General features: G+C 37.9%; 22 protein-coding genes, 1 pseudogene and 1 riboswitch. Of the genes and pseudogenes, 7 read left to right on the forward strand and 16 right to left on the reverse strand.

All coding sequences use genetic code 11. The features are described from left to right. Positions 1-101 precede the first annotated feature (101 nt). A complete protein-coding gene (locus tag ACN19N_RS08520) occupies positions 102-626 on the forward strand; it encodes a protein tyrosine phosphatase family protein (protein WP_004662015.1) in 525 nt (174 codons plus the stop codon). Here ACN19N_RS08520 and ispF read toward each other — a convergent pair. Continuing rightward, positions 614-1,105 (reverse strand): 2-C-methyl-D-erythritol 2,4-cyclodiphosphate synthase, encoded by a 492-nt coding sequence (gene ispF / locus ACN19N_RS08525; protein WP_293745538.1) that lies wholly within the window; start codon positions 1,103-1,105, stop codon positions 614-616. The genes ACN19N_RS08520 and ispF overlap by 13 nt on opposite strands. Positions 1,106-1,203: 98 nt before the next feature. On the opposite strand from ispF, the gene ACN19N_RS08530 reads away from it, so the two are divergent. Then, positions 1,204-1,851 (forward strand): A1S_1983 family putative colistin resistance protein, encoded by a 648-nt coding sequence (locus tag ACN19N_RS08530; protein WP_005160326.1) that lies wholly within the window; start codon positions 1,204-1,206, stop codon positions 1,849-1,851. A 39-nt stretch (positions 1,852-1,890) separates the two neighbouring features. Here the strand turns inward: ACN19N_RS08530 and ACN19N_RS08535 are convergent, their stop codons facing one another. The 4 genes from ACN19N_RS08535 to galE all read right to left on the reverse strand — a co-directional run bounded on the left by ACN19N_RS08535 (position 1,891) and on the right by galE (position 6,671). Beyond that, complete coding sequence (locus ACN19N_RS08535; protein ID WP_420001098.1) at positions 1,891-3,135, reverse strand: D-amino acid dehydrogenase; 1,245 nt, start codon at positions 3,133-3,135, stop codon at positions 1,891-1,893. A 181-nt stretch (positions 3,136-3,316) separates the two neighbouring features. Beyond that, positions 3,317-3,406, reverse strand: a riboswitch (glycine riboswitch). Positions 3,407-3,546: 140 nt separating this feature from the next. Next, the gene (locus ACN19N_RS08540; protein ID WP_420002371.1) at positions 3,547-4,038 is read right to left on the reverse strand and encodes a hypothetical protein; all 492 of its coding nucleotides are present in this window, start codon (positions 4,036-4,038) and stop codon (positions 3,547-3,549) included. 115 nt (positions 4,039-4,153) lie between these two features. After that, positions 4,154-5,548: a class II fumarate hydratase gene (gene fumC, locus ACN19N_RS08545; RefSeq protein ID WP_420001099.1), complete on the reverse strand. Its 1,395-nt coding sequence runs from the start codon at positions 5,546-5,548 to the stop codon at positions 4,154-4,156. Positions 5,549-5,663: 115 nt separating this feature from the next. Beyond that, the gene (gene galE, locus ACN19N_RS08550) at positions 5,664-6,671 is read right to left on the reverse strand and encodes a UDP-glucose 4-epimerase GalE (RefSeq protein ID WP_269237981.1); all 1,008 of its coding nucleotides are present in this window, start codon (positions 6,669-6,671) and stop codon (positions 5,664-5,666) included. Between the two features lie 64 nt (positions 6,672-6,735). Between galE and tusD the strand changes: the two genes are divergently transcribed. Genes tusD through ACN19N_RS08570 form a run of 4 tightly spaced genes read left to right on the forward strand, consistent with a single transcriptional unit; the run spans position 6,736 to position 8,133 of the window. Next, positions 6,736-7,104, forward strand: coding sequence for a sulfurtransferase complex subunit TusD (gene tusD, locus ACN19N_RS08555; protein WP_420001100.1), 369 nt, complete (start codon positions 6,736-6,738; stop codon positions 7,102-7,104). Between the two features lie 43 nt (positions 7,105-7,147). Beyond that, positions 7,148-7,498: a hypothetical protein gene (locus tag ACN19N_RS08560; RefSeq protein WP_420001101.1), complete on the forward strand. Its 351-nt coding sequence runs from the start codon at positions 7,148-7,150 to the stop codon at positions 7,496-7,498. A gap of 11 nt (positions 7,499-7,509) precedes the next feature. Continuing rightward, positions 7,510-7,794: a hypothetical protein gene (locus ACN19N_RS08565; protein WP_269230308.1), complete on the forward strand. Its 285-nt coding sequence runs from the start codon at positions 7,510-7,512 to the stop codon at positions 7,792-7,794. 27 nt (positions 7,795-7,821) lie between these two features. Beyond that, the gene (locus ACN19N_RS08570; protein ID WP_269230307.1) at positions 7,822-8,133 is read left to right on the forward strand and encodes a TusE/DsrC/DsvC family sulfur relay protein; all 312 of its coding nucleotides are present in this window, start codon (positions 7,822-7,824) and stop codon (positions 8,131-8,133) included. 10 nt (positions 8,134-8,143) lie between these two features. On the opposite strand, the gene ACN19N_RS08575 is transcribed toward ACN19N_RS08570, so the two are convergent. Next, complete coding sequence (locus tag ACN19N_RS08575) at positions 8,144-9,007, reverse strand: DMT family transporter (protein WP_420001102.1); 864 nt, start codon at positions 9,005-9,007, stop codon at positions 8,144-8,146. 121 nt (positions 9,008-9,128) lie between these two features. Here ACN19N_RS08575 and ACN19N_RS08580 point away from each other — a divergent pair, with 121 nt between their 5' ends. Further along, positions 9,129-10,523, forward strand: a complete 1,395-nt coding sequence (locus tag ACN19N_RS08580; RefSeq protein ID WP_420001103.1) for a PLP-dependent aminotransferase family protein — start codon at positions 9,129-9,131, stop codon at positions 10,521-10,523. Positions 10,524-10,528: 5 nt separating this feature from the next. Here the strand turns inward: ACN19N_RS08580 and ACN19N_RS08585 are convergent, their stop codons facing one another. From ACN19N_RS08585 to ACN19N_RS08630, 10 genes and pseudogenes are all read right to left on the reverse strand, one after another. Continuing rightward, entirely contained in the window at positions 10,529-11,011 is a 483-nt protein-coding gene (locus tag ACN19N_RS08585; protein WP_420001104.1) for a winged helix-turn-helix transcriptional regulator, read from the reverse strand. Between the two features lie 179 nt (positions 11,012-11,190). Then, positions 11,191-12,417 (reverse strand): molybdopterin molybdotransferase MoeA, encoded by a 1,227-nt coding sequence (locus ACN19N_RS08590; protein ID WP_420001105.1) that lies wholly within the window; start codon positions 12,415-12,417, stop codon positions 11,191-11,193. Then, the gene (moaCB, locus tag ACN19N_RS08595) at positions 12,417-13,340 is read right to left on the reverse strand and encodes a bifunctional molybdenum cofactor biosynthesis protein MoaC/MoaB (RefSeq protein WP_004661994.1); all 924 of its coding nucleotides are present in this window, start codon (positions 13,338-13,340) and stop codon (positions 12,417-12,419) included. The genes ACN19N_RS08590 and moaCB overlap by 1 nt, the downstream gene beginning before the upstream one ends. A 17-nt stretch (positions 13,341-13,357) precedes the next feature. Then, positions 13,358-13,876, reverse strand: a complete 519-nt coding sequence (locus ACN19N_RS08600; protein WP_420001106.1) for a molybdenum cofactor biosynthesis protein MoaE — start codon at positions 13,874-13,876, stop codon at positions 13,358-13,360. Between the two features lie 2 nt (positions 13,877-13,878). Continuing rightward, positions 13,879-14,130, reverse strand: coding sequence for a MoaD/ThiS family protein (locus ACN19N_RS08605; RefSeq protein WP_087536153.1), 252 nt, complete (start codon positions 14,128-14,130; stop codon positions 13,879-13,881). Positions 14,131-14,157: 27 nt separating this feature from the next. Then, positions 14,158-15,186, reverse strand: a complete 1,029-nt coding sequence (gene moaA, locus ACN19N_RS08610; protein WP_420001107.1) for a GTP 3',8-cyclase MoaA — start codon at positions 15,184-15,186, stop codon at positions 14,158-14,160. Between the two features lie 272 nt (positions 15,187-15,458). Next, a pseudogene (locus tag ACN19N_RS08615) lies at positions 15,459-17,756 on the reverse strand (molybdopterin-dependent oxidoreductase). Between the two features lie 20 nt (positions 17,757-17,776). After that, positions 17,777-18,652 carry a MaoC/PaaZ C-terminal domain-containing protein gene (locus ACN19N_RS08620; protein WP_420001108.1) on the reverse strand — a complete coding sequence of 292 codons (876 nt, stop codon included), beginning with the start codon at positions 18,650-18,652 and terminating at the stop codon, positions 17,777-17,779. A 172-nt stretch (positions 18,653-18,824) separates the two neighbouring features. After that, positions 18,825-19,454, reverse strand: coding sequence for a molybdenum cofactor guanylyltransferase (mobA, locus tag ACN19N_RS08625; RefSeq protein WP_420001109.1), 630 nt, complete (start codon positions 19,452-19,454; stop codon positions 18,825-18,827). After that, positions 19,451-22,231, reverse strand: coding sequence for a nitrate reductase (locus ACN19N_RS08630; RefSeq protein WP_269237992.1), 2,781 nt, complete (start codon positions 22,229-22,231; stop codon positions 19,451-19,453). Before ACN19N_RS08630 ends, mobA begins: the two co-directional genes overlap by 4 nt. Positions 22,232-22,344 lie beyond the last annotated feature (113 nt).

Consider the following 22,344-nt stretch of genomic DNA (forward strand, 5'->3'; position numbering starts at 1 on the left):
CTAAATTGAACACTTAAATAAAAACACTTATAGTAGAAAATCTTTTATTAGAAGAAGTTTCTCCTCTTGGTTGAAACTTTGATAACTACAAAGCGAACATTATGACTTCACTCGAACAAGCACTGTCTGAAATTCCTAGTTTTTCTTTGGTGCACGAGCATCTATTTAGTTCTGCTCAGCCAAGCGCTGAACAATTATTGCAAATTAAAGAATATGGCTGTAGTACAGTAATCAATCTTGCGACGAGCAAATCAGAAAATCATTTAGCTAAGCAAGACCAAATCTGCTTGGATTTAGGCTTAAACTACATTCATATTCCTATTGATTGGGATCTTCCTTGTGCAGAACAATGCTTATTCGTTTTAGATTTAATTGCTCATCTTGTTCAAAATGAAATTGTTTGGCTGCATTGTGCCAAAAACATGCGTGTAAGTAGTTTGATGTATTTATATCGTCAATTTTATATGGATATGGATATGCCCACAGCTCAAGCATTACTTCATGAGATTTGGGAACCGAATGAGACTTGGACTGGTTTAATTCATAGTATTACTTTACAACTGCAAGGTCGTAAAGCAACACTTGAACTTGAACAATCATTAATGGATGTAGATCATCTTGCTTGATGTGAAATTAAGACAGTTGCTGTTGCCAAAATGCCTTCTTGACGACCTGTAAATCCTAGTTGTTCCGTTGTTGTAGCTTTGATACTAATTTGAGTGATATCGACTTCAAGTACATCGGCAATACTTTGGCGCATTTCTAAATTATGTTTTGCGAGCTTTGGACGTTCACACGCAACTGTGATATCAGCATTATTTAAATGATAACCACGATCTAAAATTAATTGATATACATGTTTCAATAACATCCGGCTATCAGCCCCTTTATACTCAGGATCAGTATCTGGGAAATGTTGCCCAATATCTCCCAATGCTAATGCGCCAAGTAAAGCATCACTCAATGCATGCAAGACTACATCACCATCTGAATGCGCTTTTAAACCATGTGTATGCGGAATTTTAATCCCAGCTAAAGTAACGAAACTGCCTTCTTCAAAAGCATGTACATCAATCCCTTGTCCAATACGAATTTGAGCAACCATATGATTTTCCTTTTACAATATACTGAACAAATCTTGTATTCAGGCTTTCTATTTCGCTATAGTACAGTGAGCAAATTAGGCTGAACATATAAGTGATTATGCTGTTGAACACCTTAATAAATCAATTAAAGAAATCTGGTTATATCATCACATTGAGTTGTTTTTGCTCATCATTTGTATTTGCCGCGTCAATTAATTGTACAACACAGAATGCTGAGCAAAAAAAAATTTGTTCTAAGCAGTATCAAGACCAACGAACTAAGCTGAATAATAAGTTTTTAACCGCTTATCTTGTGACTGATGCTCCAATTCAACTACTACATGACACACAAAAGCTTTGGCTTAATCAAATCCAACAGTGCAAATCTAAAAATTGTTATCAGCAACAATTTGATGTTCGTTTAGATGATTTAAACTTTTATACTTCAATGAATCAGACGCTTACACAACACTATTTAAAATTTGAACATGGTGATTTAGCCAAACAACCTGTTCACATCCAGATTCATCAACTGGATAAAGATAAATTAAAAATCGAAGGAATTGCTTATCGTAATCCCAATAATCGTGTAGAGACTCAAACTTTATCTTTACTTGCCTACACCACTCCCGAACAAAAGAATCTCATTATTGATAATGAAAAAAAGTGCCAGTACCAATTTGACTTTCAAAAAGCTTTATTAATTATAAAAAGTGAGCAAAAAGGTTGTGAGCGCTTTACAGGAATTTATCGTTTGTATGATTGATAAATAAAAAGCCGATGTTTTCACATCGGCTTTTTATATTTAACTTGGGAATTTTTGTGCAATTTCCTCGCTAATCAATACCGCTGTTGCGGCAGATAAAGTCCAGCCTAAATGCCCATGCCCAGTATTGTAAAATACTCGCGCATGTTTACCCTGTTTCACTACAGGCAACATATTTGGCATCATCGGACGTAAGCCCGCCCATGGTACAGCGTGCTCAGTTGAAATATCAAAATTTTGGTTCACCCAGTTAATTAAAGGTTGGATTCGATCTGCGCGAATATCACGATTATAACCATTAAACTCGGCTGTGCCTGCGACACGGAAGCGATCAGCGCCTAAACGAGAAGTAACAATTTTTGCGCTTTCATCAAGCAGACTCACCCACGGTGCATTTTTTACACTTCGCTCATCTTTAAGCTGGACTGTAATTGAATATCCTTTTACAGGATAGATATTGACTGTATCCCCCAACAAATCTGCAAGCTGATAACTTCCAACACCACCGCACACTAAAATAATATCAGCTTCAATTTGAGTCAGCTGATTATTATCAGGGTGCATATTCTCTGAACTATTTTTGCAATCTACTACAACTCTATCCTGCAAACATTTAACATCAAGAACATCCAAACCAAAGCGATATTTCACACCATATTGTTTTGTTTTTTCGGCAAGACCAACAGAATACTTATGAATATCTCCTGTTGCATCCGCAGCAGTGTAATATCCACCATAATAATCACCAGTTAAATTTGGCTCAATAGATTTCATTTCTTCAGGTGTTATTGCATAACGCTCAAGTTTACCCTCGACTAAAACATCATTCACTTTTTTGGCAATATCGAAGTCTTGTTTAGTATGGTACATGTGCAAAATACCGCGCTTTTCTAAATCAAAAGCAATATCCTCTTTTTCTGCAATTTCAAATAATCGTTGTCTTGCTAACAACGCTAAACGAACTGTTTCAATTGTATTTACCTTATAGTCCTTAATGTGAGTCAAAAACTCGACTAGCCAGCGATATTTATGCACACTAAAAGACGGATTGAGCAATAAAGGCGCATCTTTCTTACTCATCCATTTAATCCCTTTCAACACTGTTGCCTTCTGATTCCAGACCTCAGCGTTACAAGCAGACAACTGCCCACCATTGGCAAATGAAGTTTCCATTGCTGGAAATAAATGACGCTCAATCACTGTGACTTCATAACCCAATTTAATTAATTCATAAGCAGACGTTACACCCGTAATCCCCGCACCAATAACAACAACATGTGGCATAGCAAACTCCTTGAAATGCATAACATTTCATAATGTTTAGCCCCATCTGTCATGGTACCTGAGAGTTTTGGCAGATGATTACCAATTAATCATTAAGCCTTCCCCTTCGGTGAGTGTTAATCGTAGAAGAAACTTTTCTCTTATAATTCTTCAAATCGAACACTGCTCTCCAGATTGTATTTATATCATTACAGTCCTTCTGCCTGAAAGTTTCCGGGGTCGTTGCTCCTTCGGCGAGTTCATTGAAGAACTTCTCTCCCGCAATAATATTTATATCCCTATAAGCAATATATATGCCGACCAAAAATACCAACACTAAATTCTTGTAATTCTTTGTAGATCAAGTATCTCTTTCAGCGCTAATCAAAATAAATCAATAAAAAAGCAGACTTTAACGTCTGCTTTTGAAGATTAAAATTTGCACTGCAAAATTTGATCTGAAAACTGTCCTTTCCATAGTTCTCGTAACGCTGGTAAATAGAATTTTTCACCAATCATCACTAATTCAGCATCAATCAGTGCATGAATCTCATGCATCAACACATAATCCAATGCAATCAAGGAAAGCTGTGCTTGTTTCTGAGAAATCTGCTTACGTTTAATTTGCGCTTTTTTGACTAACTCGTTGGCAAAATTTTTATCTTTATAAGCGGTAATAGCACTTAAACGTAATTCAATGATTCCCCAACCTTCCAATAATTTCTTAAATACTTCGAAATCTTTAGAAGTTGCTTCCCAAGTCACATTCTCTAAATCATTGTCTTCTGGTAATACAGGCAACAACAAATCAGCCGTACTTGGAAAAATTTTCTTTAAATTCAATACAAATTTAACAGGATTTTCATTTGGAAGATCAGAAAACTGGATATTGGTTTTGGTATCTGTCAAATAAATATTGAGCATAATGAAGCAACAATCAGGTAAATCAAAAGCATATTGTACGCAGATCGATTTATAAAAACTACTCATAAAAAATCCCCCTAGGTTAAAGAAGGATTTTTTAAACTACCAATACGACTTACTTACTATTCGGAGAAACCATATTTTCAGGTCTAACCACTTCATCGAACTGCTCTGCTGTGACTAGACCTAATTCAATAGCAACTTGTTTTAAGGTTTTATTTTCCTTATAAGCGGTTTTGGCAACTTTGGCAGAATTTTCGTAACCAATCACAGGATTGAGTGCTGTGACTAACATTAAAGAGTTATGCAAGAAATAATCAATCTTCTCACGATTTGGTTCAACACCTACCGCACAATGATCATTAAAGCTATTACAAGCATCTCCTAATAACTGAATAGATTGCAATAAGTTATAAGCAATCACTGGCATAAATACATTCAGCTCAAAGTTACCTGATGCACCCGCCACATTGATGGTAGTGTCATTACCTAGAACCTGAGCAACAACCATGGTCATCGCTTCACTTTGTGTAGGATTGACTTTACCAGGCATGATACTTGAACCAGGTTCATTTTCTGGAATACGAATCTCACCAAAACCACAACGAGGACCACTCGCTAACCATCGAATATCATTGGCAATCTTATTTAAGCTTGCAGCCAATGTTTTTAAAGCGCCTGAAGCAAATACTGCTGCGTCTCGCCCTGCCAAAGCTTCAAACTTATTCGGTGCAGTCACAAATGGTAAACCTGTAAGTTCAGCCAATTGTTCAGCTGCTTTCGCCGCATAATCTGGATGTGCGTTTAAGCCAGTGCCTACCGCCGTTCCCCCTAAAGGCAACTCATAAAGACCTGCAAGTGCTTGCTGCAAACGTTTTAGACCATGCTCAAGTTGTGACACATAACCACTAAATTCTTGTCCTAAAGTCAGAGGCGTTGCATCCTGTAAATGCGTACGACCAATTTTAACAATACTGTCAAATTCTTCAGACTTGCGTTGTAGGGTCGCTTTTAACTTTTCAACAGCAGGAATAAGCAGTTCATTGATCTGAATACTTGCAGCCACATGAATTGCTGTTGGGAAAGAATCATTGGTTGATTGTGCACGATTGACATGATCATTTGGATGTACTGGTTTTTGTGCACCGAGTACTTGTCCTAATTTTTGATTGGCAATGTTTGCAATCACTTCATTACAGTTCATATTACTTTGCGTACCAGAACCTGTTTGCCAAACCACCAATGGAAATTGCGAATCCCATTGTCCAGCAATCACCTCTTCCGCCGCACCGACGATATATTGACTTAAATCTTCAGGGAGCTGTTTTAATTCAGCATTGGTAATTGCAGCAGCTTTCTTCACCAAACCCATTGCACGAATCATTGCACGTGGTAAACGCTCTTGACCAATTTTAAAGTTCTGTAAACTTCTCTGCGTTTGCGCACCCCACAAGGCTTCATTAGGAACCTCAATTTCACCCATCGTATCGTGTTCAATTCGCATTTGCATAAACAACCTCTGCTCTATTTGGTTAAAATTTTCACGGGCTGGAGCAAGTCGCTGCTTTGGCTAGTGATCAATATCCTAATCAAACCAACCAAATATGTAAATAAGAATCATTATCTTAATTACCTTTCAAAGTATTCAGATAAAAGCGCCATTCATCTTCAATCATTTGTGATAGAGAGCGTTTAGGAACCCAATTTAATATTTTTTTTGCTTTATCAATATTTGCCCCCAATTGCGCTAACTCTTGGTTTTGATATACAGCAGGTTGCACTTGAATTTCGGTCTGAGTGACTCTCGCAACTTCATCAATTAAATTTTGTATAGATGTGAGTTGATGATGTGCAATATTGAATGCTTCCAAACAACTTGTTTGTGTTTTTAACCAATTTAATGCGATCAAAACTGCATCACAAGCATCCAAAACATGTAAAAAGCTCCTTTCAACCGTTCCATCTTCTGTCTCTGCTTGATTCTGCAATTCGATACAATCTCGCTGCATCGCTGCAACTTGTAAAGCTAAAGGCACAATATTTTTAGGGAGTTGAGTTACGTATTCCCCTAAAACTCCATGTTCAAAAGCACCAACAATATTGGAGAACCTGAGATTGATAATTTTCCATTCATGATCGACTTTATAAGTATCTGCAATAATATCTTCAACCATTTGCTGAGATCGAATGTATGGATTTGGGTAACGATAATTCAACTCAGTCTCTTCAACCAGACTTGGATTAGATTGCCCATATACGGCCAAACTAGAAATATTGATTAACTCTCTAACCCCCATCCGCTGCATTGCTCTCAATAAGCTCATAATACTGCTGACATTATCATTGTAGTATTCCAGTGGCTTTAAAACAGATTCTTCAAGCGATTTAAAACTGGCTGTATGAATAACCGTATCAATTGAATATTGTTCAAATACTTTATTTAAGGCTGGCGTATTTCTCACATCTACTTTAACAAATGGAATATACATTCCTGAGATGTATTCTAAGCGTTCCAAGGTTTGTAAAGTCGAATTGGCCAAATTATCAACAATAACAATTTCTTGCCCACGTGCTAATAAACTCAAAGCAATATGTGAACCGATAAAGCCTAAACCACCTGTCACCAAAATCATTGTATACTTACCTTCTTTTTTAATCTGTCCATCATTTTGCTTACATGACCATAGTGAATGTTCAATGAGTACACTACTGTTAATAACTTCTGCACCTACTTCAATTATGGCTTGGCATGCTTTTGGTTTAGCTCAAGCATTAGGAAATAAGTCCGAAGATTTTCGTGTCTTCTTTTACCAAGATGGTGTTCAGGTTGCAAATGATTTACAGTGGTTTCCTGATGATCAACGCAATCTAAAACAAGAATGGCAAAAGCTTGGCATTCGACTCCCTGTCTGTGTCAGTGCTGCCCTTGCTCGGGGAATCACTGATGCAAGCAATGCCCAACGTCATTCACTTCAACAACACAATTTAGCGCAAGGTTTTGAGCTAGTTGGGCTTGGAGAGCTAGCTGATGCTATGCAAAGCTGTTCTCGTTTAATTCAATTTTAGTTTAAGTTCATTAATAGAGTGTTGCTTTTAAAAGGTAAATTGTGTGAAATCTGTACTCGTCATCCTAACGCAATCCAATTTAACTAGTTTGCAGATCAACGAAAGCGTGTCTGCAACTATGGTTTTAGCAACCTTTGGCATTTCTGTCAAAGTATTATTAAAAGATGCTGCACTGAGCTTATTGAACAATAAATTAGAGTTCGATCAATTCAAACAAGCTTTCAAAATTGCTGCCAATATGGTGGACAGTTTTGAATTCTATGATTTAACCCCGATTTTAGTTGAAACTAAAAATCAACACTTGGCGATTGTGCAAGATAGTGATCAAGAAATCGAGTTGGTTGAGATTCAACCTGAATTTATTCAATCTTTCGATCATATTTTGTATTGGTAGAGCTCAGAAACATGGAAAATTCAACTTTATTTTTGATTCAATCCCCTTACTACAACACAGATAAAATCTGGATTGAGTTAGCTCAAATGGCACATGTGAATGATACGGTTGTAGTCATGGGGGATGGACTTTTAGTGCTAACTAAAAAGATTGTAGATCTTTATTCAAATCTTTACTGCTTAAGTAATGAGCAAAGTTTACTTGGAGATGAAATAAAATCTGAGGTCAAAGTTATAGAATACGCTGAATTCGCTGATTTAGTTCTGCAATTCAAACGATGTATTTCTTTAAAATAAATTATTTTTAGTTAATTAGGTTATTTCATGCAATTAGAGTTAGATCAAGACGGTCATTTGGTCGATTATACAATTTGGAATCCTGAAGTTGCCCAGCAACTTGCTCAATCTCTTGATCTAGAACTGACCGCTTGGCATTTCGAAATTCTCCACGCCGTACGTCAATTTTATCAACAATTTGGACATTCCCCAGCAACTCGTCCACTGATTAAATTTTTGATGAAGACGGTTAGTGCTGAAATCAATAATGCTGAATTACAGCAAAGATTTAACACAGGTTTAGTAGCGCGTCATCTAAGTCGTTTAGCTGGTGTTCCCAAACCTGCCAATTGTTTATAACTGCTATAAATTATGCAAATTTTTTGGCGCATGCAACACAGACTATCACAGCGATGGTAACGGCAAACATCGCAACACTTACTTGCTCGTGAAGCAAAACAGCTGCAATCATTAGTCCAAATATGGGTTGTAATAATTGTAATTGTCCTACTGTTGCGATACCTCCTTGTGCTAAGCCTTTGTACCAAAAAAAGAAACCTATCAACATGCTAAATAGAGAAACATAAGCTAACCCCAATTTCGCAGCATTTGAAATCTGCGCGAAGTCCGCAGGCATGTAGAGATATGAAATCAACAGCATAACTGGCAAAGTTATTAACAGCGCCCAACAAATAACCTGCCATCCTCCTAAGCGCTTTGATAATTTTCCACCCTCAGCATAACCAAAGCCACACAGTAAGATTGCAAGTAACATAAAAATATCGCCATAGCCAAATCGCCATGTATCACTTTGAATGATCATGTAAGTAAAAATGATCAAAGCACCTAAAATGGCAAATAACCAAAAATTTACATTTGGCCTTTCTCCACCCCGTAATACACCAAAAATAGCAGTCGATAAAGGAAGTAAACCAACAAAAACAATCGTATGTGCAGCACTCACATATTGCAAAGCGAGCGCAGTAAATAACGGAAATCCTATCACCACACCGATTGCCACATAAGATAATGCAAGCCAATCCTTTTTAACAGGAAACTGTTGTTTTAATAGCAAAAGTAAGAATAAACCTAATAAACCAGCAATTGCAGCCCGAGCAGCAGTTAAAAAAGTAGGACTGAAATCCATGACGGCGACACGTGTTGCCGGCAAAGAACCCGCAAAAATAATCACGCCGATTAGTCCATTTAACCAACCCTGATTCGCAACTTTCATTTATTTTCTCCAAATCTATTTGGAGAATTTAATCTGTAATATGTTATATTCCCACATACGATACAGTACAATTTCAAAGAACTGTATTGGTATTTTTACCAACACAGTGCGAATAAATGATATGAAAATAACAAAAATTGATTTAGTCATACAGCACATTAATCAACAAATCAACAATCGTTCATTAATGCCTGGTTCTCGACTACCTTCCGTTCGTGCGTTAGCGAGACAATTAAACTTATCTATTTCAACCATTGTCGAAGGCTACGAACGTCTTGTGGCAAAAGGTATAATTGAAGCAAAAACAGGTTCAGGCTTCTTTGTAGCTGGGCCACTTGTACCTCTCTCGATTTCTGAAATTCACCCTAAAATCGATCGAAATATTGACCCTTTGTGGATATCAAGACAAGCTTTAGAAGCAAAAGCTGATGTACTAAAGCCTGGCTGTGGCTGGCTACCCAATGAGTGGATGCCACATGAGCATATTCGTAAGGCAATCCGTAAAGTTTCTAAAACCAATTCAAATATTCTGACAGATTACTCCACCCCACTTGGGCTTCCTGCCTTACGTGAATTGTTAGCTCGTAGAATGCAAAGCAAAGGAATTGAAGGGATTGCAAATCAGATTTTATTGACTGATTCTGGTACGCAAGCGATTGATCTGATATGCCGTTATTTTTTAAAACCAAATGATGTGGTATTAGTAGATGACCCTTGTTATTTTAACTTCCATGCCCTGCTAAAAGTTCATCAAGTTCAAATCATCGGCATTCCCTATACCAAAAATGGACCTGACTTAGCCGCATTTGCAACTGCTATTCAAGACTTCAACCCAAGGCTATACATTACTAACTCTGGAATTCATAATCCAACTGGTGCTGTATTAAATGCAGCAACAGCTTATCAAGTTCTCAAACTGGTAGAACAGTCAAATTTGATTGTCATTGAAGATGATATTTTTGCAGATTTAGAATTACACACTGCTTCACGACTTGCCGCACTTGATGGTTTATCACGAGTAATTCATATTGGGAGTTTTTCTAAAACCCTATCAGGTTCAGTCCGTACAGGCTATATTGCCACTAAACCAGAATGGATTGAAGATTTAACAGATATCAAGATTGCAACAAGTTTTGGCGGTAATCAATTGTCTGCTGAAATTCTGTATGCAGCATTAACGGATGGGAATTATCGTAAGTATTTAGAAGAACTAAAAATCAACTTAGCAAAAGCAATGGATTTAACCATCAAAAAATTAGAGAAACTAAATATAACACCTTGGTTTAAGCCAGAAGCAGGATTATTTTTATGGTGTGAACTACCTAAACATTTAGATATTGCGTCTATTGCACAAACTTGTTTGGAAAATGGTGTGATTTTAGCACCGGGGAATGCATTCAGCCAAAGTCAAAATTTTAAGAATTTTATCCGTTTTAATGTCGCACAATGCAGCAACTCGAAGGTTTTTGCCGTTCTATCTCATGCTATTCAACAAGAGCAAGAACGGCAGCATTGATAAAATTATGCAGTTTTTTGTTTTTGTTCAATAAAAGCAAAATATCCTGGACCAGCTGATACACGGACATCTTTTACATTCAGCTGTTCATCACATTCTGAGCAAACCACCCTTGGATTCATTTTCTTACCACAACCTTTGTGTGTAAACTCAATCGGTTTTCCAAGTCCCATATCCATCCACTTATCAGCCCACTGCACCATCGCTAAAATAAGAGGATAAAGATCTAAACCTTTATCAGTAAGTTGGTATTCAAACCGTTCTTGACGTTCTACATAAGGTACTTTGGTTAAAATACCATGCTCGACTAAACGCTTAAGACGCTCTGAAAGTACGTGGCGGGTCAATCCCAAACTACGTTGGAAGTCATCAAAACGACGTATTCCCATGAAAGCGTTACGTAAAATTAGCATTGTCCAACGATCACCGAGTACAGAAAGCGTTCTCGCAACTGAACATGGCTGATCGCCAATTTCTTCCCATTTCATTATTATCACCTGATCATTTTTTAGAACTTTAAAGACATCTCATCGATGCCTTGAACCGTCATATTTAGAAACTAAACACTATAAAATATACACTAAACTACCTGATCAATCAGATGCAATATTGGCACTCAGTTAAATATCAAAAAAACAGATCATTTCATCTAAATTCATTCGATAACTTAGCGATTAATAAAAACACCTGAAAGTTCTTGTCCAGCATCTAACTGAATATTTGCAGGAATACGCACTAAACAATTGGCATGCATTAAATTACTCAACATATGTGATTGTTGTTTCGCAAGGCTTTGTAACTTGAGCTGTCCCTGATCAAAATAAGCATGCATTCTTAAAAATCGCTCACGTGCATCAGATTTCAGTCCATGAGTGAGTACTCCACTAAACCATTGCATAGGCTCACGTTGATTTTGCAAAGTATCTAATAAAGCGCTGCCATAAATCTGCATACACACATAAACCGCCGCTGGATTACCCGGTAAACCTAATAAATAGCAATGATGGTCAGGATTTTCATATTTTGCAAAAAATAATGGCTTACCCGGTTTTTGTTTGACTTTCCAAAATATCTGTTCAAATCCAGCCTCAAAAGCACATGGACGAACGAAGTCATAATCACCCACTGAAACGCCGCCAGTCGTAATAATCACATCGTATGTATGCTTTAATCGCTCAAAGCATGCCGTGACCTGTTCAGCTTCATCTGCAATATGTAGGATTTCAACATCTATGCCATAATCTTTGAACCAAGCTTTCAGTAACGGCCCATTGGCATCAAAAACTTTACCAGCGTGTAAATCTTCAGGGTGCTCAGCAACCTCATCACCTGTAATAACCACAGCAATCTTAGGCTGTTGAAATACCTCGACAGTTTGCACACCTGCCATACTTAAAGCAGCAAGTGCACCGATATTGATATTCTGACCAACGTCCGCAAGCTGTTGACCTTGTTGTACTTCTTCGCCTGTAAATCGAATATCAGCATGTGGCTTGATCTGTTCAAGCAATCGAATTTTGTCAGACTCAACCTGAATGATCTCTTGTCGAGCAACATGTGTGGTGCCTTCAGGAATTTTGCCACCTGTAAAAATACGAATGGCTTGCCCATCAAGCAATTGATATTCGAGTTCACTACCCGCTTTAATCTCACCGATTACATCAAAACAAACATCTTGAAGCTGTGTAAGTGAACTATTAATCGCATAACCATCTACCGCACTTTGAGAAAAGCTAGGTAGATTGACCTCGGAATAGATTGCTTTAGCGAGATAACGATTCAAACCTTGGGCTAAAGCCAAGACCTCAGTCGTCAATGTTTTGGGCTGAGTTCGAATGAGTTCAAGTGCCTCATCAATACTGATTAAACCCTTTTCAGCACCACATCCAGACATTATTCATATCCCCCTGGATGTGGTAAATCTCGGCAAACATCAAAAATATGAACCAGAGCTGGCAGAATAGCTGCCATTGATTCACTCGCACCACCACGGCTACCCGGCAGCGTTACCACTAAGGAACGATCAATAAAACCTGCTACACCACGAGACATTGCTGCATACGGTGTGCGTTTTTGGCCAAAAGAACGTGCCGCTTCCATCAGACCATCTAATTTACGTTCTAAAAGTGGTTCAAGTGTATCAACAGTAATATCTCGTTTACCAATGCCCGTACCCCCAACCGTCATGATACATGCATAAGACTTTGTCAATTCTAGTACCAATTCTTTCAATTGATCTGATTCATCTGGCAAAATTTGATAATGAATTGGATCAAAACCTGCTTCAGTTAAGGTCTCAACCACTGATTTCCCTGCGGTATCAGGTTTACGTCCTGCTGCAACGGTATCCGAGAGTACAATCACTGCCGCTGAAACAGGCTGACGAAGAGTCCTTTTAAAATGGGACTTACCCCCTTTTTTCTTAAGCAATTTACATTGGTCTAAACATAATTCATCAGGTTCACAATGCGGCTTCAACATGTCATAAATGGTTAACCCTGCCAAACTCGCAGCAGTCAAGGCTTCCATCTCAACCCCTGTAGGCCCAATGGTTTCAACAGTCGTCAGAATCACAACATGATCATGTTGTAAATCATATTCAACATCAGCACGATAAATCGGTAAAGGATGACAAAGTGGAATCAGTTCATCTGTGCGTTTTGCTGCCAAAATACCTGCAATACGTGCCGTTTTTAAGGCATCACCTTTTTCGGTATTTCCATCACGCAATAGCTGAATACAATGTGGTGGTGCGTACAAAATCGCTTGTGCTTCTGCAACACGATAACTTTCGGGTTTCATCCCAACATTTTTCATTTTAACTTCCTAAGACTTTATTCGTGTGTATGCTCATGTGCACAATTTTCATGTTCGTTGTGATGGTGATGCTCATGTTTATGGACATGAATTTCAGTTTCGGCATCTTTACGAATACAGCAACCTTCTACATATTGACTGGTACCATCCATAAAGAACTCTTCTTTCCAAATTGGTACTTCATGTTTTACACGCTCAACGGCTTCTTCACAGGCTTGAAAAGCTTCACGGCGGTGGGCAGCATACGCAATTGCAATAATCGCCGTTTCACTGACATCTAAATATCCAATCCGATGCATCACACGCACATAAGAGACTTGATGCTTCTCTTTGATTTGCTGTTCGATTTCACGAATCATTTTTTCAGCAACAGGAGTATACGAGGTGTATTTTAAAGCCTTCACCGCTTTGCCTTCATGATGATTGCGGACTGTACCAATAAAAATATCAATACCACCGCATTCAGGAAAAGATTGTATCGGATCAAAACAATCTAGGCTTAAAACCTGATCTTGAACTCTCGCAAATTCACGCATACTTATCCTCCAGCGACAGGTGATAACAATACCAAAGTACATGAAGTATTTAATGCTGTTTGACGTAGCACAATATCTTCACCTATCGCACACGCACATTTATCCATCGCTTTTGTTGCTTCTGGGTAAAGCATCACAATGTGACTTAGTACTTCTTCAACCGTTTGATTTTCTGCAAACTCAAATGCAAGCTCTTTTGGCAATAACCGTTCAATAGCACCAAAAGCTTCTATTTTTATGTCAATAGTTTGCATATTCTCTCCAGACCACTTTTTTCCAAACTAACCACCCAACATATGCATACTAATTTTGCGTACTTGTTGGTGTTTTATCGCATGATAACCTTTCGCTTTGTGCCAAATATAAGGTTTAATTTGCTGATCAAGCTCTTGATAATTGATCTCTTGAGCTAGTTGTTTCTGTTTAATCACAGCTTGTAAATACGGCTTTATATTCAAACCCTGTTGTGCAAATAAACAATTATATAATTCACCTTGTGCTGTTAATCGAATTCGATCACAATCACCGCAAAATGAATGAGTTATCGTAGAAATAATACCAATACAATATTGCCCGTCTAACTGATACTGACGTGCGGGCTCATGCTGCTGTTGCAAAACTTGAATCTGATAAAAAGGCTGAAGTTGCGCTAAAATTTCAGCTTCACTCACAACTGACTGATCTGTCCAATGCTGATCGCCATCTAGAGGCATAAATTCAATAAAACGTAATGGAATACTGTGTTGCTTCGCCCACTTTACCATTGGCAGAATCTGATCATCATTCTGACCTTTCATCAACACACAATTGATTTTGAAAGCAAGCCCCGCTTTTTTTGCCGCCTCTATTCCATTTAATACGGGTGTGAGTTCTTTTTTAGTCAGTTGCTTGAATTGATCTGGGTCTAAACTATCTAGGCTGATATTAAGATCATCTAATCCAGCTTGTTTTAGGGGTTCCGCATATTTAGCTAAATAATGTGCATTGGTAGTGATTGAGATTCGTTTTAAACCCAAAACTCGTAAGCTCTGCAAATCACGAATAAAATGAACAACACCCTGACGCATTAAAGGTTCTCCCCCTGTAATGCGAATATTTTCAATCCCTTGCTTCACCATATATTGGCAAAATACTAGCAACGCTTCAAAACTGAGTAAATCTTGTTTTTTCATCCATTCTGGATGCTCAGGCATACAATAGGTGCATTTGAAATTGCAACGATCTGTCACGGAAATCCGTAACTTACGTTTAATACGACCATACTGATCTGCTAAGATCGGAATGTTCGTAGATATATCATGCTTCATCATTTGCACTCATATTGTGAAACTTCTTACTACCTTCAGCACAAGTTCTGTGCATCTTTGCTATCGAGTTTACAGCGAATTAATTTTAATAAAGCAATATTTATTCCAATATGAAATCTATTTGCTTGCAATACTTATTATTCACTCAAATAAGCACTCATTGTAATTTGTAAACAGCAATTAAAATAAGGTAAACCTTTTTAATAAAAAACATTGCACCAATTTTTCCCATTTTCCGCTAAAAATGAAAGAATTTGGTGCATTTCTTGTAAAAGCTAATCCGCAATAACGGATACATCTAAACGTTCCAATCTTACGGGTACATACTTATGATAGGGTGTCTTCGATAATGGATCACAATGTTGAGTAGACGTTAAACGATTCAACTCAGGTCCGATGGGTTCACCACCACGATAGCGTAAGCCATAACCATGCGGTAATGATACAACGCCTTTACGCATCCCCTCATCAACTTCAACGACAACATATATTTCCCCATGCTCAGAGACACATCGCAAACTCTGACCTGTTTCAATGGCAAATTGAGATGCATCTTCTGGATTTATTTTTAATCGACCTTCTGCATCAACCTTACGCCAAGCAGGATCACGATAAATTTGATTTGCATTGTAACTACGACGTTCGCCAGCAAGTAAAATAAATGGATAATCATCTGTTAATAGAAGATTTTTTTGTTTGAGTTGGGCTAATTCAATAAACATTTCTGGAATAGCTAAACGTATTTTTTTATCTTTATAGGCAATCAAACTCCACACATCAGCATAGTCATGTTGTGATAAAACCACACCTGAACGTTGCTGCAAAATAGCTTGAAATAGTTTAACACCAAGATTTAAACGATTGCCCTCATAGCCTGCTTATTTAACTGCCTGATAATGCTGAGCGGCATATTGCATACATAATGGTAATAACAAGGCAGCCGCAGCCGCATCATTCGGCAAAGTCTTACCTAATGTGCGATATATAATTGATGCAGCAAAAGGAATCAACTTTTTATTTTTAGCAAAACTTGCAGCTAATGCACCAAAGTAAGGAAGATAGGCTGTTTTAGCTGAATCTTTTTCTGCAATTTTACTGAGTATTGGAAATTGTTGAGGTATCACCTTCATCGCTTCAAGCAAGCGAGTATAGATCTCTGCCTCAGGCAAAGAATCACCTTGTGCGGTAAACAACGGATGACGTAAATGGAATCCATTTTTTGGAAATTCTAAATTAAAGCCTGTAAATTCCCATTTTTCGAACTGACTACTTGCAGGCAAAATATAGTCTGCAAAGCGAGCAGTCTCAGTCATTGCAACATCTACTACAACCAATAAGTCTAAAGCTTTAAACGCTTGCTCATAAGCAGTGGTATCAGGGTACGTAAGTAAAGGATTACAACTATCGGCGAATACAGCCCGAATACGCTTATCACCTGCTTTTAGAATTTCATCTGGCAAAATGTTTGGCGGAAAGAACCCAGAAATTGGAAACATTTTATGATGTACTGTACGGCGATATTTAGGATTTCGCTCATCAGTATTGGTCAAAATCGGAATAAACATGGTATGTAAATTATTCGTACCTTGTTTACCAAAATGCCCTGTCAATAAATATAAAAGTTTTTCTAAATAACCATTCAGTGTCGTATTTAGCGTATGTTGAATGCCTAAATCAATTCGAACGCATCCACGTTTAGCTTTAGAAAAATCGCGAACAATTTGATAAATCTGTGCGACTGCAACATCTGCTTTTTGAATATATTCCTCTATCGGAAGAGCAAGAAATGCCTGTTTTACCTCTTCAAAACCATGTGTATGCTTTTGAATAAAATCTTGATCATAAAGATTTTCACGTAACATAATTGCAATCATAGCAGACATTAAATAAGCATCTGTTCCGGGCTTGAGTTGCACATGAATATCAGCCTGTTTCGCAGTTTCTGTCACACGTGGATCAAAAACGACCATGGTACGATTTGGATCTTTCTTTATATGTTTTAAGGTATCACGTGCATTTGGGATACCATGTGCTTGAAATGGGTTTGTTCCAATAAACAAAACATAATCCGCATGCTCAACGTCTTCTGTCGTGTGACAAGCCTGACTACCAAACAAACGACCATTCACCCAAAAGTCACCTGTCTTTTCTTGGGCTAAAGAGTTATATGCATAAAAGCTTTTCATCGCGTATAGCAGTTGGCGCCCATAAGCCGCACCAAGATGGTTTCCTTGTCCACCTCCACCCACAGAGGCAAAAGCAGTTCCACCAAAAGTATCGCGAATATGCACGAGTTGATCTGCTATTTCTTGAATAGCCTGATCCCAACTAATTTCTTGGAATGAGCCATCTGGCTGACGTTTTAGGGGTGTGGCCAATCGATCTGCGTGTTTTTGATAGTGTTGCAAGCGAGCTGCCTTTTGACAAATATACCCTTGCGAGAAAGGATGCTGATCATCACCCTTAATTTTTTTAAACTGATTATCTTCAATTTCAACGCTTAAACCACAATTACGAGAACATAAAATACACGCTGTCACGTCTTGCTTCGATGCAGATACTGTTGTTGTCATTTTCCATCATCCTGTCTTTATTATTTAAATTGACCCATTAAACAAACTTGTCCAGCAGAACCTACAACTCGAACATACTTTTCGCTCTGTTCAGTACATGTTTCAACTTGATTATGCTGTGATGGTAACTTTACTGGCTTTAAGAATCGAACATCAATTTGTTTAACTTCTTCTGGGAGTAACTCAAAACTTTTTGCAAATACCCCAAAGCCATGCAGTACTTTTTGACCAAAATTCGAAAACTTTGCCAACAAACCTACCCAATGAATCGGGTTGAAATCACCTGTAAGAAGTGCAAATTTAAAACCATCATCTGATTGAACAGACCATTCTCCTTGTGCCGTCCAATTTTTATGCTCTTGTGTTTCTGTGCGTTTAACTTTTTTGAAAGTTGGCAAAATAAACGCCATATGCAATATGGTTTCAACCAAATCAGGCTGAGAAATCGTTCCAGTCGTGATTTGAACAGAAACCCGAGCTAAGCCATTGCGTTCATCAACTTGTGCAATTTTTGCCTGAATCATTAATTTTTCATTTCGTGGAATCTTGCCATTTATTTTCAGACTGACGCCCTGATTAATTACTTGACTCAGTGGATAATGGGTTTGTAATAACAAACGTGTCGCAAATGACAACCCCCATTGAGAAACCATATGTGGAGGAATTGAGTCTCGATATTTGTTGATTTTTGAACCCGTCCATTTCACATAATGCTCTATCAGATCGTTACTTGGAGGATCAATCACCTCGATAATCGGAGCAACAACTTGCCAATCAAGCGCTCTTGGTGTGGTCTTTTTCAAAGTACGAAGTCCAATCTGTCCGAGACCAGCCAGAGTTGACTGATGCTCTAACAAAAAATGTAACGGAATCTGCTGATAACGAATTGTGAACATCTGAAGCCCCTTTCCTTTTATTTTTCTAATATTCCTTTAGCTACAGAATATTAGTTCACATCTGTTAAAAATATTTCGATGTAAAATTAAACAAGTTCCAAAATAGAACTTGTTTAAACAAAGGTCAAGAATTCTTATCTAAAACTTTATATTTTATGGAAGCTAAAAGAAGCTAGTGCGCTGTAAACATCTGATGAAAAGCTTTCATCTGTTTGTACTGCTGTAACTCATCTAAAGAATTAATACTATGGCAAAACAGGCTTTGCTTTTTAAATGAAACACTTTGTGCATGCAATTGCTTAAAACAATCTCTTAAACTTAATTTATTGGTAGTAATTTGCTGTTGTAAAATTGGCAGGCTTTCTTTTTTTAATAAACAAAATGGATATAAAGCATCTCCATTAATTGCAACATAAGCCACTAGTGCTTGTGGATTTTTTTGTAGTGCGCGATGTAACTTAATTAAAACTTGATTGGGTATATACGTAACATCGCACGGAATAAATAAAGCATAGTCCGATTGTAGATATGACCACGCACTTTTCATCCCCATTAATGGACCTAAAAAACCTGTTTGATCATCTGAATAACAATAGATGTTCGGTTCAATCTGCTTGTAAATCGAACTATCTCGATGACTGTTTACCCAAATACTTTGCACTTCTGATTTAAATTTCTGACAAATTTTAGATAGTTGAATTTGATCATCAAATTGTTGAAGTAATTTATTCATGCCATTCATACGGCGTGCTTGTCCTCCCGCCAAGATCACAAGATCTGTAGCGGGAAATTGTATAGTCATGCTTCTGCCTCCAACTGACAAGTCTTAATCAAACCACGAATTTCTGGTAAACATGAACCACAGTTACCACCCGCTTTTAAACATGCCGTGACTTGCTTTTCATGCGTGATATTTTGAGTTTTAATCGCTTCAATAATCTTGTTTTTTCCTACTTTGAAACAACTACACACCAATGGACCATCGTTATTAGCAGCAGACATTGGCATACCTGCCAACAATGCTTTACGGTGCAAAGCACTTAATCGCTCACGTTTAAATAAACTTGCAACCCAATCACGATCTGGTAATAACTCAGCAGGTGCAATATAAAGACTTGCGATTAAAATCCCATCTTTGAGTACAATACTATGACTAAGTTGTGATGAAATATCCTCAATACTTAACCATTCATATGTTTCATCGACAAAAGGCAAAAAGGTTTTTAAGTTTTTTTGAGTTTGATCAATACTGTGTCGATCGGCAAGCTCATAACGCATTGCTTTTGCAGTTTTGATTTTTGTCCACCAAGCACAAGTCTGTAAAGATGCTTTGATTTGATGTTCGAACCCTTCTCGAACATATAAAACGCCTTGCCAAGTCGTATGGAAAGGCTGTATCGATACTGGCGTATGCTTAAACTCAGGTTCACCTGAAATTGCATCCACAACAGGGTTAACTACTTTACCAACCCGAGCATCTGAAGCGACTTGTTCTGTCCAATGAATCGGGGCAAAGATTTGTCCACGGCGAACACCTTGAGCCAATGTCACGCGTAATACACAACTTCCCCATGCCGAACGAATCTCGACCAATCCTTTATCACGAATACCAAATTTAAGCGCATCGTTTGGATGAATCTCACAAAATGGCTCAGCACGATGTGTGGTCAAATTTGCCGATAAACCTGTACGTGTCATGGTATGCCATTGATCCCGAATACGTCCCGTATTCAGAATTAACGGATAATCTTCAGAAATTGAGTGTACGGGATCGATTGCGATCGTTGGAATAAGTTTTGCTTTACGAGAAGCATAACTAAACTCACCTTGACCAAAAAGTTGCTTAACCGATGTCGTCTGACCTTTTTCCCACACAGGCCATTGCGTTGGTTTTAACTCATTATATTCTTCAAGACTTAGATTGGTTAAACCTTTTAAATTAAAATAACGAAAATTTTCTACCTGATCACGTTCAGCTAAACTTGCATTTTGATATGCAGACAATGCAGCATGCTCATTAAAGATGTCACACGCATTGCTAAAATCAAAACCAGAAAAACCAAGTTTTTTTGCAACTTCAGCAACAGCCCACCAATCTGCTTTGGCTTGTTTTGGTGAAGCTAAAAATGCGCGTTGGCGTGAAATTCGACGTTCTGAATTTGTTACAGTCCCATCTTTTTCCCCCCAACCTAATGCTGGTAGCAAAATATCAGCATAAGCAGTGGTATCGGTATCGGAACAGATATCTGAAACGACAACAAACTCACATTTATCCAATGCTCGTTTCACCTGATCGGCATCAGGAAGACTGACCACAGGATTGGTTGCCATAATCCAGATTGCTTTAATTTTTCCACTTTCAACCGCTTGAAACAAATCAACTGCTTTAAGTCCAGCTTGTGTCGCAATGGTTGGGCTATTCCAAAAACTTTGCACTAAATTTTGATGCGTTGGATTATCAATATCTAAGTGTGCTGCCAACATATTGGCAAGCCCACCAACCTCACGACCACCCATCGCGTTGGGTTGTCCAGTCATTGAAAATGGAGCAGCACCCAGCTTACCAATTTTACCCGTCAGTAAATGACAGTTGATAATACTATTGGCTTTATTCACCCCTTGAGATGATTGATTAACTCCCATTGAAAAAAGAGTTACTACTTTTTCAGTTGTGGCAAATTTATCAAAAAACAGTTGTAATTTTTCTTCTGAAATCCCTGTGCGTTTTGCGACAGCTTTAAAATCTTGTTCAGTTCGATTCGCTTCTAAAAGTGCTTGAAGCCCCTCTGTGTAAGATTCAACAAACTCATGATCAGCATAACCATGTTGATATAAATATTGTAATAATCCTTTAAACAAGGCCACATCTTGACCTGGCAAGATTGGCAAATGTAAATCTGCTTGCTCACAAGTGCTCGTAAATCGTGGGTCGACGACAACCACAAATAAATTAGGATTTTGACTCTTCGCTTGCATAATCCGTTGATATAAAACTGGATGACACCATGCTGTATTTGAACCAACCAATACCACCATATCAGCATGTTCAAAGTCTTCATAACTTGCAGGTACAATATCTTCACCAAAGCTACGTTTATGCGCAGCAACTGCTGAAGACATACATAGACGTGAATTGGTATCAATATTGGCTGTGCCTAAATAACCCTTTACGAATTTATTAACCACATAATAGTCTTCAGTTAATAACTGCCCCGAAACATAAAATGCCACACTTTCAGGTCCATATTGCTCAATACATGCCTGAAATTGAGTTGCAATTTTGTCAATTGCAACATCCCATGTTGTCACATTACGGTGATTTTTGCGTCCCAACATCGGATTTAAAACACGGGTTTCCAACCCTAAGGTATCTGCTAAATTGCTCCCTTTAATACAGAGTCGTCCAAAATTTGCAGGGTGTTCTGTGTCTCCTGAAACTTTAATATTTGAACCTTGTGTTTTATGTTGAACTTCAACATTAACACCACATCCAACGCCACAATATGGACAAGTTGTTTTTGTAATGAGTGTTTGTGCATGATCGGAGCGACTGTGTTCTAAATTTTGAATACTGTTCATGACTGCTCCTTTACCTATTCCATCTTTGCCCTAACTAAAGTTTCGATTGCTTAAAATTGTATGATCAGTGATCAATAGCCAATTTATAATCTACGCCTTAACTTTTATTGTGA

It is taken from the genome of Acinetobacter sp. LF10 (genome assembly GCF_048585715.1).
Taxonomy (GTDB): domain Bacteria; phylum Pseudomonadota; class Gammaproteobacteria; order Pseudomonadales; family Moraxellaceae; genus Acinetobacter.